Genomic DNA, 18581 nt, shown 5'->3' with positions numbered 1-18581 from the left:
TTTATCGAATTCCTCGCAGCCGAGCTTCCGCGCATGACGGCGCGCGCGAACGAACACTTCCGGCAGATGGCCGGCAACGCGGATCGCGGCTGATCGGCGAGAGCGGCTTCAGGGGACTGCGCGCTGCCGGCACTCTATGTGAATTAATTTCGACGGTGGCGGGACGGCTCAGGCGAAACGCTTGGCGCCCGCGACGCAGAGCACCACCAGCACGGTGACCAGCACCATCGTCCACGCCACGGGTTCGTGCAGCAGCAGGCCGGCCAGGGCCAGGCCGAAGAACGGCTGCAGCAGCTGCAGCTGGCCGACGCCTGCGATGCCGCCCAGCGCGAGGCCGCGGTACCAGAACACGAAGCCGACCAGCATGCTGAAGACCGATACGTAGGCCAGGCCGATCCACGCTGGCGCAGCGATACCCGCCCAGCTGTCCGGCCGGGTCGCCGCCGCGATGGCGGCCATCACCGGCATCGCCAGGGCCAGGGCCCAGGAAATCACCTGCCAGCCGCCGAGCCGGCGCGACAGCGCGGCGCCTTCCGCATAGCCCAGGCCGCACAGCAGGATCGCGCCCACCATCAGCAGGGCGCCTTCGATGGCGATGGCGCCGCCTTGCAGCAGGGCGAACGCGGCGACGGCGAGGCTGCCCAGTCCCGAGAACAGCCAGAACGCAGGCTGCGGCCGCTCGGCGCCGCGCAGTACGCCGAAGACGGCGGTGGACAGCGGCAGCAGGCCGATGAACATGATCGATTGCGCGGAGGTGATGTGCTGCAAGGCCAGCGCGGTGAGCAATGGGAAGCCGAGTACGACGCCGATGGCGACGATGGAGAGCGAGACGAGGTCGCCGCGGGAAGGGCGTTTCTCGCGCAGCGCGCCGAGCAGGAGCAGGCCGAGCGCGGCGGCGATGATGGCGCGTGCGGAGGTGAGGAACCACGGTGAGAAGCCCATCACGGCGACGCGCGTGGCCGGCAGCGAGCCGCTGAAGATCACGACGCCGAGCAGGCCGCTGCCCCAGCCTTTGGAAGTGGTTTGCATCGGGGTTCCTCAGGCCGTCGGCAAAGCGACACGATAAACCGGCGACTTCGTTGTGCTGCGGCCGTCACCTGCGCGGATGAGGGCGAAGCTCGGGCAATGGCGTTATTCGTGGGCTATCTGCTTCGTCATCCCGGCGCAGGCCGGGATCCAGTAGCGACAGCGCTGATTATTGCCCGGACTTCCAAAGCGTGGCTTGTGGCGTTCGCGCATCATCCAGCGCATCGCTACTGGATCCCGGCCTGCGCCGGGATGACGGTCGAGGTTGAGGGACGCCATGGGATGCGGCGTCCCTCATCGTTGATCACACCGCCGCAGTAACCCGCTCGCGCATCACCCGCGCCGCCTCCACCAAAGCCACCAGCGCCCTGCGCGTCTCATCCCACCCGCGCGTCTTCAAGCCGCAATCCGGATTCACCCACAACTGCTCCGGACTCAGCACTTCACTGGCCTTCTCCAATAGCCCGACCATCTCGGCCACGTCCGGTACGCGCGGCGAATGGATGTCGTACACGCCGGGGCCGATCTCGTTCGGATAGCGGAAGCGCACGAAGGCATCGAGCAGTTCCATGCGCGAGCGCGAGGTCTCGATCGAGATCACGTCGGCATCCATCGCGGCCACCGCCTCGATGATGTCGTTGAACTCCGAGTAGCACATGTGCGTGTGGATCTGCGTGTCGTCGGCGACGCCGGCGGCCGCCAGGCGGAAGCTCTCCACCGCCCAGGCCAGGTAGCCGGCCCAGTCCGCGCGGCGCAGCGGCAGGCCTTCGCGCAGGGCCGGTTCGTCGATCTGGATGATGCGGATGCCGGCCGCCTCCAGGTCCAGCACTTCGTCGCGCAGGGCCAGCGCCAGCTGGCGGCAGGTGGTGGCGCGCGGCTGGTCGTCGCGCACGAAGGACCACTGCAGCACGGTGACGGGGCCGGTGAGCATGCCCTTCATCGGCCGCCTGGTGAGCGACTGCGCATAGGTGGACCAGCGCACGGTCATCGGCTGCGGCCGCTGCACGTCGCCGTAGATGATCGGCGGCTTGACGCAGCGCGAGCCATAGCTTTGCACCCAGCCATGCCTGGTGAAGACGAAGCCGTCGAGCTGCTCGCCGAAGTATTCGACCATGTCGTTGCGCTCGAACTCGCCGTGCACCAGCACGTCGATGCCGATCTCCTCCTGGAAGCGCACGCAGGCGGCGGTCTGCGCGGCGATCAGCGCGTCGTAGTCCGCGGTGGAAAGCTGGCCGGACTTGTGGCGGGCGCGCGCCTCGCGCACTTCGTGAGTCTGCGGGAAGGAGCCGATCGTGGTGGTGGGGAACAGCGGCAGGTCGAAGCGCTGCTGCTGTTTCGCGCGGCGGAAGGCGTAGGTGGAGCGGCGGTGCGCGTCCGCGGCATCCAGGTTGGCCAGGCGCTGCGCCACCTGCAGGCGGTGCACCCTGGGCGAGGCCCGGCGCGCGGCGATCAGCTCGCGCGCCCGTTCCAGCGCGGGGTAGGCGGTGACCACGCCCTTGCACATGTCCGCCACGGTGCGCAGTTCCTCCAGCTTCTGCCGCGCGAAGGCCAGCCAGGCGTGTACGTCGGACGGCAGCGACTTCTCCAGCGTGGCGTCCACCGGCACATGCAGCAGCGAACAGGACGGCGCCAGCCATACGCGCTGCTTGCCCACGCGTTCGATCGCCACGCGCGTCACGGCCATGGCGCGGTCCAGGTCCGCGCGCCACACGTTGCGGCCGTCGACCACGCCCAGCGACAGCACGCGTTCGGCGGGCAGCGTCTCCAGCACGGCATCGAGCTGGGCCGGCGCACGCACCAGGTCGACGTGCAGACCGTCGACCGGCAGTTCCTGCGCGAGGCGCAGGTTGTCGCCGAGGGCGCCGAAGTAAGTAGCCAGCAGCAGCTTCGGCCGCGCGGCGGCGGCGAGCGCGGCATAGGCCTGGCGATAGGCCGCGGCATCGTCTTCGTCGAGATCGAGCACCAGGCAGGGTTCGTCGATCTGCACCCATTCGGCGCCGGCTTCGCGCAGCCTGCCCAGCAGTTCGGCGTAGGCGGGCAGCAGGCGTTCGAGCAGGGCGAGGCGGTCGCTGCCGTCGGCGGTCTTGGACAGCAGCAGGAAGCTCACCGGACCGAGCAGCACCGGCCGCGCCGCATGGCCCAGCGCCTTCGCTTCGAGAAACTGCGCCACCGGCTTGTCGTCGCGCAGGCGGAAGGTTTGCGCGGCATGCAGTTCGGGGACGATGTAGTGGTAGTTGGTGTCGAACCACTTGGTCATTTCCAGCGCGTGCAGGTCGAGGCCCGCGCGCTGCGTGCCACGCGCCATGGCGAAGTAGCCGGCCAGCGGGTCGGCGTCGGCCAGGGCGCGGTAGCGTTCGGGGATGGCGTCGAGCAGGAAGGCCGTGTCGAGCACGTGGTCGTACAGCGAGAAGTCGTTGCACGGCACCACGTGCGCGCCGGCCTCGCGCTGCAGTTGCCAGTGGCGTTCGCGCAGCTGGCGGGCGGTGTCCAGCAGCTGCGGGCGCAGTGCTTCGTCGCGCCAGTAGGCTTCCAGGGCTTGCTTGAGCTCGCGCCGCGCACCCATGCGCGGGAAGCCGAGATTGGTAACGGTGCTCATGCTGCATTTCCTCGATTCGTGGTGAATGAGGAACGAAGGAAGCGCATGGCCGCGAAGCTTCCACGGACATGCGCGCGACCTTCGCCCCCGCGGGCGAACCGGGCTGGCGCGGGGTCGCGCAGGAGCGGACGGCCATGGCGTGAGCATGGCGGGCAGCCCCAGCCGCTTCCCCGCGGAAGCTCCAGGTCAGACAGAAAGCTCATCGCCTTCCGGCCGGGGCAGGTCTTCGGGCTCGTGGACGAGAGGCGCGGGCGCCTCGCCTAGTGCTCGCCGCTTCCCGGCCGGTCCACTGGCCAGTGCTGTTGACGAGGGTCGTTTCCACACACCGCTGCGGGGCAGCGCCGGAATAGGCCGTAAGGCCGCACCGGCTTCCCTTTTAATTGCATCCTTTCATCGCGATGAAAGGATGAAAGCCACCAGCGGCGGGGAAATTAGGGGCAGGGACGGGGTTCCGTCAAGCGGAAGATCGTGAGGGGAGGTGGAGCAGCCCTCGCGGGGCTGCTCCGGGTGAAGGCTCAGCCCTCCTTGTACTGGCGCAGCGCGACCGGCTCCCAGCGTTCGGTCGAGGGAATGTCCCTGAAGGTCCGCACCCAGGCTTCGGGCACCTGCGGCTGCGGTATGCCCAGGGTGGGAATGGTGGCGCCGGCGACCGGCGCGCCTGGGTAGGTGGACCAGGGACTGAGCAGCACCTGGTTGGGGTTATTGGGAATGACCTGCTGCCGCTTCGGGTCGATGCGCGCCTTCACCGCATTGCCGTCAACGAACAGGCGCCATCCGCTGTCGCCGCCGTTGAGCTTGGAGTTGATGCGGTCGGCGGCCCAGTACCACTTCTGCGCGCTGCGGTCGTTGCACGCCACTACTTCCACCTGGCGGGCGTTGCGCTCGTTGACGGCAAGGCAGCGTCCGTCCAGGCGGCTGACATAGCGGTCGAAGCTGTCCAGGTACCACTGTCCGGCGCGGCGGGTGACGTCCCTGCTGCAGGTGCCGAGGGTCGCGGCGCCGCGGCCGTCGTTGATCAGGCAGCGGCCGGCGTTTTCCTTGGATTGCAGGATGACGACCGGTTCGCGGTGCAGGTAAGGCGAATCGAGGTCGATGGTCACGGCACTGGTTTTCACCCTGACGACCGGACCGGAGGATCGGCCAAGGCCATTCCGCTGCATCACGGAAGAGCTCGCGGCGAGCTTGATCGGATGCTTGCCGCCCGACACCTTGAAGGTCCATGAGCTGTAGGACTGCGGCGCAAATTGCCGCATGGCCGGCGTCATCGTGCGGTCGTCCCGGAAGCGGTTCAGTATTTCCTGCGAGATCTGATACTTCCAGGTATTGCGCACGCCGGGCGGGCGAACGCAGCTGTTGCACGGGTAGTAGTTGGGCTCCTCGTGCCTGGATTCCACCGCCGTGGAGTAATCCTTGACGGTGAAGGTGATCGATGTGGACTTGGTGTAGCTCTTGCCGAAATTGAAACCGAAGCTCGGCTTGATCGCCGCCGCCGGATTGCCCGCCAGGGCCTTCTCCGCATCCGCACCGAGGTTGAACCCGAAACTGGTGGTCTCCGATTCGGTGTGGTTGTAAGTGAGATCGGTCAGGCTGGTGGTTTCCGGAAGAGTGCGCGCCACGGTGGGCTGGGCGTTCCTGCCGTAATCGAGCATGGCGTCGACAAGGTAGTACTGCGTGTATCCGATACAGGCGACGGGGCGGCATTGGGGAGCGACGTCTGCACCGCCCTTGATCAGCCCCGACGTCTTCATGATCACATTGAATTGATCCTTGCTGGCCGTGGAGTCGCGGATCACGGTGATTTCGCGCGTCAGCGACTGCCCACCGCTGCCGAACGTGGTGTCGGTGAACTCGACGATCGGCAGATGATCGGGATGGCTGCCGTTGCCGGGGGCTTGCCTGATCTGGCGGAAATCCGGCTCGGGCTGCTTGCCTCCCCGTTCGATGGCCGCGAGATGGTCCGCCACGGCCTGCTGGAAATGCCGCACCCGCTCGGCCGTATCAGCATAGGCCAGGCTCCGGTCGACGTCGGTGGAGAACACGCGTACGCCGCCGCCCGCGTTCCTGGCATAGACGGCCAGACCCGCTTCGGATGCCGCACCGAACAGCGTGGCGACCTTGCCGCGCGCATCGGCGGAGGTTTCCTCGGGAATGAAGACGGCGACCGGCAAGCCGGCATCGAACAGGGCGCCCGTTTCATTCAACACTTTGTCGTCCTCCAGCGCTCTGGCGTCGATGAGGGCGACATCGAGCGGGCCATGGCTCGGCGGCATGGCGTGGAAACCGTCGATCCAGCGCCTGGCCAGCAGCGACCGTGTCATCGCCTTCGAGGCAGGCGTGAGCAGGGCATAGACCTCGGAGAGTTCGACGAGGGCGGGACGGCTGGCCAGCGGCGCCAGGTCGGCGGAGATGGTTTGGGGATGGGGCGCGGGCGGCGATTGCGCTCCGGCATGGAGCGAGATGGCGCCGAGCGTACAGGTGGCGATCATCGCGGGCAGGCGAAGTTTGAGCATGGTCTGGTTTCCTCAGGATGGCGCAGAGACCCTTGGTGATGGTCTTTGCGCTTTCATCCTGCCCGGCAAGCTTGCCGTCGCTCCATGCTTATTCGTCCCGATGGATGTTCCTTATCGTCCAGCGCGGCTGCGATCCGTCCGAAAATTGCGCCAAGAGCATGTTCTCGCCAGTTTCTGGGCACCGCGATGAGAGTGCCTGCATCGATTTGCGATGGATTTCTCACTAAGCGGCTATCAGGTGAGGCCATAGAAATCCTACGGAATGATCCGCTCAACGAGCTCCAGCATGACTGGCAAATATTGCGAGTGATCGAATGAAGCAGGCGAGTTCCGCATCCGGACGATAAGCGCGCCAAGCCGGTGGGCTCGTTGGATCGCCAGAATTTAGGAGATATCCGCCAGGAATCATCAAGCTCCCTACGCGCTTGCGTTGTCCGTATGTTCGGACCGTCAGCCAGGTGCAGATAGGAGAAGTACCCGTGATGGCAACGCGACATATCAATCGGAGCGCGGTGCGCAAGGCCATGATCCATGACATCGCGATCGAAATTCTTGAGGAAATCTACGCGGGGATTTCTGACGGAAGCATCGAGAATTATCCGAAATTTTCGATGCGCCTCGGCCAGGATCCGCAGAAGCTGCAATTCATCAACAGCATGCCGGCCTACCTTCCCCTGAAGGGCTACGTGGGCATCAAGTGGGCCAGCGTGAGCCCCGACAACTCGACCAAGGGCATGCCCACCGCGATGGGCATGATCGTGCTCAACGATCCGGATAACGGCTATCCGCTGGCGGTGATGGACGGCGGCTACATCAACAGTTGGCGCACCGGCATCACCACCGGCATGTGCGCCTACTACGCCGCCGATCGCAACAGCCGCGTGCTGACGGTGATCGGTCCGGGCGAGAACAATTTCCATGCGCTGGAATACCTGCTGCCGAGGATGCCGCGCCTGACCACGGTGCACGTCATCGGCAGGAACCGCGAACGCACGCGGCGCTTCGCCCGCCAGTTCGCGGAGCGCTACCGGCCGATCGCCTTTCCGGTGGCCGACAGTCCGGCGGTGCTGTCGTCGTCCGACATCATTCTGGTGTCGACCAGTTCGCGCCAGGGCCTGCTCGACGGCGTACGCCTGAAAGAGGGCGCCTGCGTGGTCGGCGCCAACGGTTTCCTGGACCTGGGTACGCGTTTCCTCGGCCAGATCGACCTGATCCTCTACGACCAGCGCCGTGCGGCCCTGAAGCGGCTGGGCGAGCCCAGCTCGGTGGATCTGTCCTTGTTCGACAGCGTCGAGCTGGGCGAGGCGATCGCGCAGGGCGGCATCCGGCGCCGCAAGCAGCGCGTGCTGGCGGTGCCGGTGGGGCTGGCGGTGATCGACCTGGCCATCGCCGCGCATGTGTACGAGCATGCGGCGAACGAGCACGTGTTCGATTACCAGTCCTGATGCCGTGGCGGCGACTCAGGTGCCCCAGTTCTGCCGCAACGGCTCCGGTTCCCAGCGTTCACCCGAGGGGACGCTGTTGTAGCTGCTTGCCCAGGTGTCCGGAACCCTGGTCGGGGCGCCGCCGTGGAGTACCGGGATGGTGTCGTCGCTGGTGGGGGCGCGGGGGTAGGAGGACCATGGATGGAGCAGCACGTAGTTGATGTTGTCTGGAATGAACTGCTGTTTTTCGACATCGATGCGCGCCTTCACCGGCTCGCCGACGGCAGCGTTCTCGACGAACAGCCGCCATCCATTGTCGCCGCCGTTGTATCTGGAATTGATCCGATCGGCCGACCAGTACCATTCCTGCGTCGCATCGCTCCCGCAGTCGGCCAGCTTGACGTGTTCGTCGCCATCCGCCTGGACGGTCAGGCACTTGCCATTGCCGCGGTTGACGTATCTGCCGGCGGCATCCATGTACCACTGCTGGACCTTGCGTTCCGGTACCGTCGTGCATGCACCGAGTACCAGCTTGTCGTCGGGCCGGTTGACCAGGCAGTAGCCGGCGTCGGCCTGGGAGCGCAGCAGGACGACCGGCTCGCGATGCAGGTAGGGCGAGTCCAGATTGACCGTGAGGCTGTCGCTGATCACGCGATCGGCCTTGTGTGTGGACGATCCCTTCTGGGTGACGCCGGAGCGGGCGGCGAGAGTGATGGTCGATCGCTCGACCTCCGACGCCTTGAGCGTCCATACGCTGTAAGTCTGCGGCGACAGCTGTTTCATGGCAGGCGTCGCGCCGTTCTTCCTGAAAGAGGCCAGGGCCTGTTCGGAGAGATCGAATTTCCACGAATGGGCGGTTTTTCCCGACGAGGAACTGGCCCCCAAGGTAGTGGAATAGTCCTGGACGCTGAAGGCGATCGACGTCGACTTTGAGTGGTTCTTGCTGTAGTTGAAGCCGAAGCTGGTCTTCACCGTCGCGCTTGGCGTCAGCGAGAAGGTGGCTTCCGCCGATGCCTCCATGTTGAAGCCGTAGTTCGTGGCCCTGGATTCGTCGCGGTTGAAGTTGATGTCGGTGACGCCGGTGGTTTCCGGATAGGCGCGCAGCGTGGTCGGTTTCGCATCCTTGAGATGATGGAGCTCGGCATCGACGTGGTAGGTCGCCGTGTATCCGTCCGGCGAAACCAGGTCGTGCCCTCCGTTGATGAGTCCCGAGGTCTTCATGATGACGTTGAATTCGTCCTTGCTCGCCGTCGAATCGCGTACGACGGTGATCTCGCGCGTGAGGTACTGGCCGTCTCTTCCATAGGTCGTGTCGGTGAATTCGAAGATCGGCAGATGGGCGGTGCTTGCAGTGCCGGTGGCCGAGGCCCGGCTCGATCGGGCCGGGGCGCGATCGATGGCGGGGAGGCCGTCGATATGGTTTGCCACCGCCTGCTGGAAGCGCTGGATGCGCCTGGCCTTGTCCGGGTAGTGCAGGCTTTCCCCGATAGGCGTCGAGAAGCTCCGCACGCCGCCGCCCGCTTGTCTTGCGTAGATGGTCAGGTCGGCGCCCGAGGCTGCTCCGAACAGCCGGACGGCCTGGTTCCGTGCTGCCGCGGGCGATCCCGGGGGAGTAAAGACAGCGATGGGAATGCCTGCATCGAACAGTGCGCGTGTCTCCTCCTTGACCTCGTCGTACGCGAGCTGGCGTGCGTCGACGAAGGCGATCTGGTGCGAGCCGCCGATGGGCGAAGCGCGGCGCGAAGGGTCGCCGGTCTGTCTGCTCAAGCGCGAGCGGGCGTTCGCCTCGGTGGAAGAGGTGAGCAGGGCGTAGATCTCGGTGAGCTTCAGCATGGCGGGGCGATCCGCCAGCGGCTGTTTGCTGTAGGCGGCCATGGGCGGATCGCGCCTGGGTTCTTGCCAGGCCAGGACGGATTCCGCGCCTGCGGTACAGGCAACGAAAATCAGCGGCAGGCTGTATCTGGGCATGAGCTGGCTCCGGAGGTTGGATGGGAACGGCCGCCACCGATAGGCAGTCGCTTTGCCTCGGTGTCCGAACGAGGCGCTATCGCTCGTTGTATTGCCGCAGCGCCAGTGGTTCCCAGCGCTCGGCCGACGGCACGTCCCGATAAGTGAGGATCCAGATATCGGGCACCTGCGGCTGGACGTTACCGAGGGTCGCGATGGTCGCGCCGGCCACGGGCGCGCCCGGATAGGTGGACCAGGGATCGAGCAGCGCGTGGTTGGGATTGTTGGGAAGCACCTGCTGCCGTTGCGGATCGATGCGTGCCTTCACCGCGTCCTGCTCGACGAACAGCCGCCATCCGCTGTCGCCGCCGTTGTATCTGGAGTGGATGCGGTCTGCGGCCCAATACCATTTCTGGTGGGCGCCGTCGCCGCAGTCGGCCAGCCCCACGTGGCGCTCGCCCTGTTCGTGCACCGTCAGGCAGCGCTGGTCGAGGCGGCTCACGTAGCGATCGAACGCGTCGAGGTACCACTGTCCGGCCTTGTCGCCGGGAGCGCGGCTGCATGCGCCGGGCAGCGCCGCGCCGTTGCCGTCGTTGACCAGGCAGCGGCCGGCATTTTCCTTGGACTGCAGGATCACCACGGGTTCGCGGTGCAGGTAGGGCGAGTCCAGGTCGATGCGCAGGGCCGGCGCCGATACCCTGAACGCATGCACGGAAGAGAACGCGTGCAGGTTGCGCTGGTACACCGAGGTCTTCGCGAAAATCCGGATATCGCCTTTCGCGCGCGCCGCATTCAACGTCCACAGGCTGTAGGACTGCGGTGCGAACTGGCGCATCGTGGGCGTGGTGGTGCCGTCGCCGACCAGGGCCTGGATCGCCTTCTCTTCGATCCGGTACGACCAGGTGTTCTGCAGCACGTGGTTTTCCGGCAGCTGCGAAGCTTCCTGCACGGTGGCGTAGTCCTTCACGTCGAAGCTGATCGCGGTCGACTTCGCGTACTCCTTGCCGTGCCGGTAGCCGAAGCTGGTCTTGACGGTGGCGCTGGGCGTGGCCGAGAGCGCGGCTTCCGCCGCCACGTCGAGATTGAAACCGTAGCTGGTGCTCCTGGACAGGTTCTGGCTGTGGCTGATGCTGGTGAGGCCGGTGGTTTCCGGAAAGGCCTGCAGCATGGCCGGCTGCTTGTTGCCGCCATAGTCGAGCAGGACGTGCACCATATAGGCGGAGGTGAATGCGCATTTCCGCACCGCCGCGTGGCATTGCTGCGAGACCTGGTCGCTGCCGCCCTGGATCAGCCCCGAGGTTTTCACGGTGATCTGGAACTGGTCCCTGCTTGCCGTCGAATCGCGCATGACCGCGACCTCGCGGGTCAGGTACTGGCCGCTGTCGCCGAAATGGGTGTCGGCCAGTTCGATGAGCGGAAGGTGGTCGGGATGTCCCGGCCCGCCGGCCTGGCGGACCTGCCGTTGCAGTACGGTGCTCGTACGCGGATCGGCCATGGCGGCCAGGTATTCGGCAATGGCGTGCTCGAAATGCAGGATCCTGGCGGCTTTGGGAGAGCGTACCGGGTGTGCATCAAGGTGGGTGGAGAACACCCGTACGCCGCGATCGGGCTTCTTCGTATAGATGGCCAGATCGGCTTCGGAGGCGATGCCGAACAAGCCGGAGGCGTGGCTTCGTTCCTCGGCAGCCGTCGCCGGTGGCGTGAAAACAGCGACGGGCATGCCGGCGTCGAACAGCGCGCGCGTCTCGTCGCGCACCTTGGTGTCGCCGAGCCGCCGCGCATCGACCAGGGCGACGTCGAGCGGACTCTCGATGGCCGGCACGGCGCGCGAGCTGTCGACCGCGCGCCTCGCCAGCCGCGCTCGGGCCGCATTCGCCGGCTCGGTCGTGAGCAAGGAATAGATTTCGGCAAGGTCCACGATCGCCGGTCCGGAGCTGAGCGGCAGGGGATCGAATGCCGCCGTGCGCGGCTTCGGCGTCAATGAAGGCGGTTGCAGGGCCGCCGCCTGCGGATGGGGATCGGAATGGAGCGCCTGTCCGGCATGCGTCGATCCCGCTCCGCAGGTACAGGCGGCGAGCATCAGGCTGAGGCGGTATCCGCGCATGGGCAGGCTTCCCGGGAGGGTGGGCGAAAGGACGGCGATGGCTCGCGTCCATGGGCCTTCAGCCTGCGTCCCGGACGCTTGCCCGGCAATTCCCGCCTGGCCAGAAAGCCTTGCCCGGTTGCCCGGTCTTTGCTGCGCGGTGCGGCATGCTTTTCCCGCCGCGTTGCCGGGCACTAAGGTGCGTAGCGGGTGAACACGTCGTCGTGCCCCTTGGCCCGCGCCTCGTGGCAGGCAAAGCAGGTCCGATGCTGCGCTTCGTCCACCGGCTTGCCGTCCACGAAGCGTCCGTAGCCCCAGCCGCCGGTCGCCGCATATTTCTTCGAGTCCTTCACCATCACCTGCACGGTGGTCGGCGCGCCCGGCACGGTGGCGGTGGCGAATTCGGCGGAAGCCTGCTGCTTCCACGCCAGCTTGACCAGCACGGTGCCGTCCGGGAAAGGCTGCGCGCCACGGCGGTAGGCGTCGACGGCGGTCTTGTTGCCGAGCACCGCGCGGATCTCGTCAAGCGGCGCCGCCTCCAGCGCGGGAGCGATCAGCTCCCATTGGCGATAGCCCTCGGGCAAGGTGACGCCGTAGATGGGCGAGGCCGCGGGCAAGGCCTTGCGCGTATCCGGATGCGCGGCGACGAAAGTGCCGGCGGCCAGCAGTGCGCCCATGCAGGCGAGGGCGTGCAAGGTGTTCATCGTGGCGATTCCCTCGTGGTGGCCGGTCAGAAGCGCGCGACGTCGAGCACGGCCTGCGCGAAAGCCTGCGGTGCTTCCTGCGGCAGGTTGTGGCCGATGCCGCCCTTGATGGTGCGGTGCTCGTACCTGGCGGCAAAGCGCCTGGCGTAGGCGGCCGGTTCCGGATGCGGCGCGCCGTTGGCGTCGCCTTCCAGCGTGATGGCCGGCACCGTGATCGGCGGCAGCTCGGCGAGCTTCTTCTCCCATGCGTCGTATTGCGCCTCGCCTTCGGCCAGACCCAGGCGCCAGCGGTAGTTGTGCAGCGTGATGGCGACGTGGTCGGGGTTGTCCAGCGCGGCGGCGGAGCGCGCGAAGGTGGCGTCGTCGAAGGCCCACTGCGGCGAGGCGGTTTCCCAGATCAGCCGGGCGAAGTCGTGCGTGTACTTCGCATAGCCCGCAGCGCCGCGCTCGGTGGCGAAGTAGAACTGGTACCACCACTGCTGCTCGGCCTTGGGCGGCAGCGGATCGTGGTTGAGCGCCTGGCTGCCGATCAGATAGCCGCTGACCGAGACCAGCGCGTTGCAGCGCTTCGGCCATAGCGCGGCCATGATGTCGGCGGTGCGCGCGCCCCAGTCGTAGCCGGCGACGATGGCCTGCCTGATGTTCAGCGCATCGAGCAGGGCCAGCCCGTCGGCGGCCAGCGCGGCCTGCTGGCCGTTGCGCGGGGTGTCGGCGGAAATGAAGCGCGTGTCGCCGTAGCCGCGCAGGTAGGGAACGATCACGCGATAGCCGGCCGCGGCGAGGATCGGTGCGACGTCGACATAGCTGTAGATGTCGTACGGCCAGCCGTGCAGCAGCAACACCGGCGTGCCGTCGGCCGGGCCGTCCTCGGCGTAGGCCACGTCGAGCACGCCGGCGCGGATGCGCTTCATGCGGGCGAAGGAGGTACGGCCGGCGGCGGCATGCTTCTTCGCCGGCTCGCCTGTGGCGCCGGCGGATGAGGACAACGCAGCGAACGCGGAGCCTGCGAAGGGTGCGGCGGCCAGGCCCAGCGCGGCGGCACCGAGAAACTTGCGGCGTTGCTGATCGATCGAAGCGGACATGGACATCTCCTTGGATGGATGGGGCCGTAAGCGATGGGGTGATCAGCGCGCCGCCGGCTGCTGCGCGAGTGCGGCGCCGTCCGGCGTCCGGTGCGCGGCCGCGGGACTGGCGGTGTCGCCGGAGCGCGGGCCTTCCGGGCCCAGCTGAGAGGGATAGTCGACGTTCCGGTCCACACCGCTGGCCGTGCCGTCCGGCGCGGTGCGCTGGCCGTCCTGCGCTGCGGCGGCAGGCGTTGGCGGATTCGGCGCGGCAGCGGCGTCGGCTGCGCCGGCCAGTCCGATGGCCAGTGCGATGGCAGCGAAGCGGAAGGGGAGGGAGATGATGGAAGAACGCATGACGGGACTCCTGCAGGATGGACGCGATGGCTGTGGCTCAGCCGACGTGTGCAGTAAACGTCCCGGGCGTATCTGCGATGTGTCCTGGCGTGCGCGCGATGGCGTCGAAACGTGTCCCGGCCTGCCTTGGATACATTCCGATACAAAGCGGGTTCACGCTCCGGAGCGCAGGCAGATTCAGACCATTCCTGCCGTGGCTTTGCCTATCCTTTGCCGCAGGCTTGGCAGGAATCGCTGCACGCCGCGGCGCTGGCTTCGGCCACGTCCCGTTCCATCCACAGTCTTGCGTTTTCGTATCCTATCGGATACACTGCTCATGAATGAAATCAAGCAGACGGAAGTGTTCGCTCAATGGATCGCCGGGCTCAAGGATCTGTCCGGCCGCGCCAGGATCCTCGGCCGCATCACCAGGGCAAGGCTCGGGCATTTGGGCGACGTGAAGTACTTCGGCGGCATTGGCGAGCTGCGCATCGATGCGGGTCCGGGCTACCGGGTCTACTTCGCCAGGGCGGGCAAGACGGTCTATCTGCTGCTCAACGGCGGCGACAAGGCCTCCCAGCCGGTGGACATCGAGCGATCCAAGGCCTTGTGGGCAGCCATCAAAGGAAAGCGGGAGACAGTGCAATGAACACCAAAGTCAAAGAATTCGATGCCGCCGACTATCTCGACAGCGAAGAGGTGATCGCGGCCTATCTCCAGGACGCCCTCGAAGACGGCGACCCCAACGTGTTCCTGCTGGCGGTCGCCGACGTGGTCAAGGCGCGCAGCATGACCCGCCTGTCCCAGGACAGCGGCCTCGGCCGCGAAAGTCTCTACAAGACCATCAAGCCCGGCGCGCGTCCGGGTTTCGCCACCGTGACCAGGCTGCTCGGCGCGCTGGGCGTAAAGCTCCAGGCCGTGCCCGCGACAAGGGCTGCGGCAGCCAGGAAGGCCGCGCCGGCGCAGAAGGTGGCGGCGAAGCAGGGCGCCGCACGTACGCGCAAGGCCAAGCCGGCCAAACCGGTGGCCGCCAAGGCAGCGAAGAAGCGGACCACCCGCTAGCGGCCGCATGTCACGCCGGCGGTTCCTGTCTCGTCCTTGCATCGGGACCAACACAGGAGAACCCGCCCATGTCCAGCAAGACTCCCAGGCTCAACCTCGTCACCGCGGCGCCGGTGCTGCTGAAGGAATACCAGAAGGCCATGATCGCGCTGGCCGCGTCCGCCGGGCTGGAACCCGGCCTGTCCGAGCTCGTGCAGATCCGCGTCTCGCAGATCAACGGCTGCGCGCACTGCCTCAACCTGCATCTGGCCGAAGCGCGCGAGCAGGGCGAGAGCGAGCAGCGCCTGTTCCTGCTCTCCACCTGGCGCGATGCGCCTTGCTACACCGGGCGCGAACGCGCGGCGCTGGGCTGGGCCGAGGCGCTGGCGCGGCTGTCCGAAGGCGCCGACCACGAGGCTGCCTACCAGGCCTTGAAGGAACACTTCACCGACGAGGAACAGGTGAAGCTCAGCGTGACGATCAACATCATCGGCGGCTGGAACCGCCTCGCGGTCGGCTTCGGCGTGTTCGCCGAGGCGGCCGAGGTCAAGGCATCCGCACGCGCGGCGGCAGCCGCGTGACGGACGAGGCGCCACCGGTCTCCGGCAGCTTCGAGCCTCTGCGCCCGAAGCTGCTGCGCGTGGCCTATCACATGCTCGGCTCGGTGCCGGATGCGGAGGACGTGGTGCAGGAGGCCTTCATCCGCTGGATGAAGGCCGACCGCGAGGAGGTGCGCGAACCGGAGGCCTACCTCTGCCGCACCGTCACGCGCCTGAGCCTGGACCTGCTCAAGTCCGCGCACCGCCAGCGCGAGACCTATATCGGGCCGTGGCTGCCCGATCCCGTCGTTGAAGAAGACGCCGTGGAAGACGTCACCCTGCCGCTGATGCTGGCGCTGGAGCGCCTGTCGCCGCTGGAGCGCGCAGCCTTCCTGCTGCACGACGTGTTCGGCCTGGAGTTCACGGAGATCTCTGATGCGATCCAGCGCGACACCGCTGCATGCCGCCAGCTGGCCACGCGGGCGCGCGTGCATGTGCGCGAGGCGAGGCCTCGCTTCAAGGTGGAGCGCCAGCGCGCGCTGGAACTGGCGGAGGCGTTCTTCCAGGCCACGCGCAGTGGCGATGTGCGGGCGCTCGGCGCCTTGCTGACCGAGGATGTTCGCGCCTATGCGGATGGGGGCGGGAAGCGTCCCGCGTTCGTGGAGCCGGCGCTTGGGTGCACGGCGGTGCTGGCGATCTATGAGCGCGTCGCCGCGTTTCTGCATGAGCGGCCTTCGCGGTTGGTGCGGTTGGGGTTTGTCAATGGGTTGCCGGGGTTTGTGACGCTGGAGGCGGATGGGGAGTTGCAGACGACGGCTTTGTTGGTGGAGGGGGGGCGCGTGGCGGCGATCTATGTGATGCGCAATCCGGATAAGTTGGGGCATCTTCATTGACGTTGAGGCTTGTTATTGCGGCGTAGGCCGGGATCTTTTTTCTGTGTCGCCTGGTTTTTGCGCTGACGCGATTTGGCCGCTTATGCAGCGGGCATTCCGTGCGCCTGCCGGCGCCCGGGTCACTTTCTCTTTGCTGGCCCAAAGAGAAAGTAACCAAAGAGAGAATGGCCTGAGAGCCAAGGCTCGCGACGCGACTAGAAGGAGCGGTGGGCGGCTGCGGTAACTTGATTAACCTGGGTCTACACGAAACGGCAGTGCGTTTACGTAGCGGGTGCTTCAACGTGCCGTGGCCGAGAGGACTTTCAATGACCGAGGCCAGCTTCTGTTCTTCGTTCCTGCCTGCCTCACGACTTCACCCCTCTCCCCTCCGGGGAGAGGGCAGGGTGAGGGGCGGGGCGTAAGGTTTGTCGTGCCTCACACGCAAAGGCTCAAAAGTTCGGTGAAGCCTTAAAGATCAGGGTGAGGTGGTATGCACCTCAGGGCGTGAGTAGGTCAGGGAAGGATGGGGATGCAGGGCGCGGCGAGCGTGTGAACAGCGACGCCGCGGCGATGCCCGCGGCGATCACCAGCGCCACGCCGAATTCCCCGGCGTACCAGGCGCCGTTGCCGCTGGCGTCGGTCATCGGATCGAGCAGCCATTGGATGAAGGCGTTGTGCACCGCGTGCAGCGCGATGGCCGGCCACACCGAACCGGAACGCAGGCGCAGCCAGGCGGCGATGCCGCCGGTGATCAGCACCATCAGGGTGAAGCAGGCCACGGCGTAGGCTTGCGGCGCGGCGCTGTGGTAGTCGGCGAAGAAGATCACCGGCATATGCCAGGCGGCCCAGATCAGGCCGCTGAGCAGCACGGTCGCGCCCATGCCGTATTTCTCGCGCAGCGCGGGCACCAGGTAGCCGCGCCAGCCGATTTCCTCGCCCGCGGCGGACGCCGCGCTCTGGATCGCGCCGAAGGTAAGCGTGAGGAAGATCTGCAGCAGGGCGGGGGCGAGCAGGCCGGCGTTCTGCCAGTGCAGGCGCGTGGCGCAGTCGCGCGCGAACTCGCCGAAAGCCGCCGGTGCGAGGCCGCTGAGCCATAGCGGGACATAGGCGAGCAGGCTGTAGAGAATCGGCAGCACATAGCCGGCCGCGACATAGCGCGTGCGGCCCCAGCCCAGGCCGAGCATCGCCACCGAGCGATGGCGCAGCCACGCGGACAGCAGGCCAGCGATGCCGGGCGCCCACATCAGCGAATGGACGACGAAGCCGCGGCCCATGTCCATCGAGCCGCTGCGGGCGAGCAGGACGTAGTAGGGCGTGCTGAGCAGGACGACGAGAGCGAGGTACAGGGCGACGGGGTAGCGCTTGAGGTCCACGGGCGGCGTCCATTCGGAAGTACGGCTAGGATGCGCCAGCCCTGTCCGCTGTTTAAACCGCCGTTGGTCACCTTGCGCCGGCGGCCGCGCTCAGGCTGCCTGCGTTGCCTCGCCGTCCATGCTTTCGCCTTCCTGTCCGGCCACATGCCGCCGCATCGCCTGCGGCGATTGCCCGAATGCGCGCAGGAAGGCGCGGCGCATGCGTTCGCGATCGGCGAAGCCTACTTCGCGCGCGATCACTTCGATCGGATGGCGCGTCTGCTCCATCATCAGCCGCGCCGCTTCCACGCGCAGGTGCTCCACCGCCTTGGCCGGCGACTGGCCGGTCTCCGCGGTGAAGGCGCGGCTGAACTGGCGCGGGCTCAAGCTGGCGGCGGCGGCCAGTTCCTCCACCGAAAGCGTCGAGCCCAGATGGCTCTTGGCATAGGTGAGCGCGTTCTGGATGCGATCGGATTTCGGCTCCAGCTCCAGCAGCGCGGAGAACTGCGACTGGCCGCCGGCGCGGCGGTGATAGACCACCAGTTTCTGCGCGACCTTGCGCGCGACTTCCACGCCGAGGTCTTTCTCCACCATCGCCAGCGCAAGGTCGATGCCCGCCGTCATGCCGGCGGAGGTCCAGATATCGCCGTCGATGATGAAGATGCGGTCCTCTTCCACGTTGACCTTGGGATGGCGCAGCTTGAGCTGCCGCGCGAAGGCCCAGTGCGTGGTGGCGCGGCGGCCGTCGAGCAGGCCGGCCTGCGCCAGCAGGAAGGCGCCGGTGCAGATGGCGGCGACGCGGCGGGTGGTCTGCGGCGCGGCGCGGATCGCTTCGATCAGCGGCACGGACGGCGCGGGCAGGCCCACGCCGCCGCCGATCAGCAAGGTGTCGAAGGCGTGCGCGCCGATGGCCTCGGTCTGCACGTCCATGCCGAGCGTGTTGCGCACCGGGCCGCCGCGTTCGGACAGCAGGTGGATTTCGTAATTGGTCCGCTGCACGGTGAGGTTGGCGAACTCGAAGACCGAGGCCGCGGCCAGGGTCATGATCTGGAAGCCGGGGAAAAGCACGAAACCGATGCGCTGCATGGCG

General features: G+C 66.9%; 15 protein-coding genes and 1 riboswitch. Of the genes, 5 read left to right on the top strand and 10 right to left on the bottom strand.

Annotated features, from left to right (window positions below):
- Window positions 1-168: 168 nt before the first annotated feature.
- From FHW85_RS14760 to FHW85_RS14750, 3 genes are all read right to left on the bottom strand, one after another.
- The gene (locus FHW85_RS14760; RefSeq protein ID WP_168648755.1) at window positions 169-1029 is read right to left on the bottom strand and encodes a DMT family transporter; all 861 of its coding nucleotides are present in this window, start codon (window positions 1027-1029) and stop codon (window positions 169-171) included.
- Window positions 1030-1330: 301 nt separating this feature from the next.
- A complete protein-coding gene (gene metE / locus FHW85_RS14755) occupies window positions 1331-3622 on the bottom strand; it encodes a 5-methyltetrahydropteroyltriglutamate--homocysteine S-methyltransferase (protein WP_168648754.1) in 2292 nt (763 codons plus the stop codon).
- Window positions 3623-3821: 199 nt separating this feature from the next.
- Window positions 3822-4055: riboswitch (cobalamin riboswitch) on the bottom strand.
- An 82-nt stretch (window positions 4056-4137) separates the two neighbouring features.
- A complete protein-coding gene (locus FHW85_RS14750) occupies window positions 4138-6132 on the bottom strand; it encodes a hypothetical protein (protein WP_168648753.1) in 1995 nt (664 codons plus the stop codon).
- Window positions 6133-6614: 482 nt separating this feature from the next.
- On the opposite strand from FHW85_RS14750, the gene FHW85_RS14745 reads away from it, so the two are divergent.
- The gene (locus FHW85_RS14745; RefSeq protein WP_282597540.1) at window positions 6615-7577 is read left to right on the top strand and encodes a hypothetical protein; all 963 of its coding nucleotides are present in this window, start codon (window positions 6615-6617) and stop codon (window positions 7575-7577) included.
- 15 nt (window positions 7578-7592) lie between these two features.
- On the opposite strand, the gene FHW85_RS14740 is transcribed toward FHW85_RS14745, so the two are convergent.
- The 5 genes from FHW85_RS14740 to FHW85_RS14720 form a co-directional block, all read right to left on the bottom strand.
- The gene (locus FHW85_RS14740; RefSeq protein ID WP_168648751.1) at window positions 7593-9524 is read right to left on the bottom strand and encodes a ricin-type beta-trefoil lectin domain protein; all 1932 of its coding nucleotides are present in this window, start codon (window positions 9522-9524) and stop codon (window positions 7593-7595) included.
- 76 nt (window positions 9525-9600) lie between these two features.
- Window positions 9601-11781, bottom strand: a complete 2181-nt coding sequence (locus FHW85_RS14735) for an RICIN domain-containing protein (protein WP_168648750.1) — start codon at window positions 11779-11781, stop codon at window positions 9601-9603.
- A complete protein-coding gene (locus FHW85_RS14730) occupies window positions 11781-12290 on the bottom strand; it encodes a cytochrome P460 family protein (protein WP_168648749.1) in 510 nt (169 codons plus the stop codon). The genes FHW85_RS14735 and FHW85_RS14730 overlap by 1 nt, the downstream gene beginning before the upstream one ends.
- A 26-nt stretch (window positions 12291-12316) precedes the next feature.
- Window positions 12317-13372, bottom strand: coding sequence for an alpha/beta hydrolase (locus tag FHW85_RS14725; RefSeq protein ID WP_168648748.1), 1056 nt, complete (start codon window positions 13370-13372; stop codon window positions 12317-12319).
- 42 nt (window positions 13373-13414) lie between these two features.
- Window positions 13415-13708 carry a hypothetical protein gene (locus FHW85_RS14720; protein ID WP_168648747.1) on the bottom strand — a complete coding sequence of 98 codons (294 nt, stop codon included), beginning with the start codon at window positions 13706-13708 and terminating at the stop codon, window positions 13415-13417.
- A 316-nt stretch (window positions 13709-14024) separates the two neighbouring features.
- Here FHW85_RS14720 and FHW85_RS14715 point away from each other — a divergent pair, with 316 nt between their 5' ends.
- The 4 genes from FHW85_RS14715 to FHW85_RS14700 all read left to right on the top strand — a co-directional run bounded on the left by FHW85_RS14715 (window position 14025) and on the right by FHW85_RS14700 (window position 16160).
- Entirely contained in the window at window positions 14025-14336 is a 312-nt protein-coding gene (locus FHW85_RS14715; protein ID WP_168648746.1) for a type II toxin-antitoxin system RelE/ParE family toxin, read from the top strand.
- Window positions 14333-14749, top strand: coding sequence for an addiction module antidote protein (locus FHW85_RS14710; RefSeq protein ID WP_168648745.1), 417 nt, complete (start codon window positions 14333-14335; stop codon window positions 14747-14749). The genes FHW85_RS14715 and FHW85_RS14710 overlap by 4 nt, the downstream gene beginning before the upstream one ends.
- Before the next feature lie 68 nt (window positions 14750-14817).
- On the top strand, window positions 14818-15309 hold the full coding sequence (locus FHW85_RS14705) for a carboxymuconolactone decarboxylase family protein (protein ID WP_167256257.1): 492 nt from the start codon (window positions 14818-14820) through the stop codon (window positions 15307-15309).
- Entirely contained in the window at window positions 15306-16160 is an 855-nt protein-coding gene (locus FHW85_RS14700; RefSeq protein WP_210427812.1) for a sigma-70 family RNA polymerase sigma factor, read from the top strand. Before FHW85_RS14705 ends, FHW85_RS14700 begins: the two co-directional genes overlap by 4 nt.
- 476 nt (window positions 16161-16636) lie before the next feature.
- On the opposite strand, the gene FHW85_RS14695 is transcribed toward FHW85_RS14700, so the two are convergent.
- Entirely contained in the window at window positions 16637-17512 is an 876-nt protein-coding gene (locus FHW85_RS14695; protein WP_168648744.1) for a CPBP family intramembrane glutamic endopeptidase, read from the bottom strand.
- Between the two features lie 90 nt (window positions 17513-17602).
- Window positions 17603-18577, bottom strand: coding sequence for a GlxA family transcriptional regulator (locus FHW85_RS14690; protein ID WP_168648743.1), 975 nt, complete (start codon window positions 18575-18577; stop codon window positions 17603-17605).
- Window positions 18578-18581 lie beyond the last annotated feature (4 nt).

This window comes from Dyella sp. SG609, assembly GCF_012275375.1.
Classification (GTDB): domain Bacteria; phylum Pseudomonadota; class Gammaproteobacteria; order Xanthomonadales; family Rhodanobacteraceae; genus Dyella_D; species Dyella_D marensis.
Note: the sequence above shows the minus strand (reverse complement) of the source record. Positions and strands in the feature narration are given on the sequence as shown.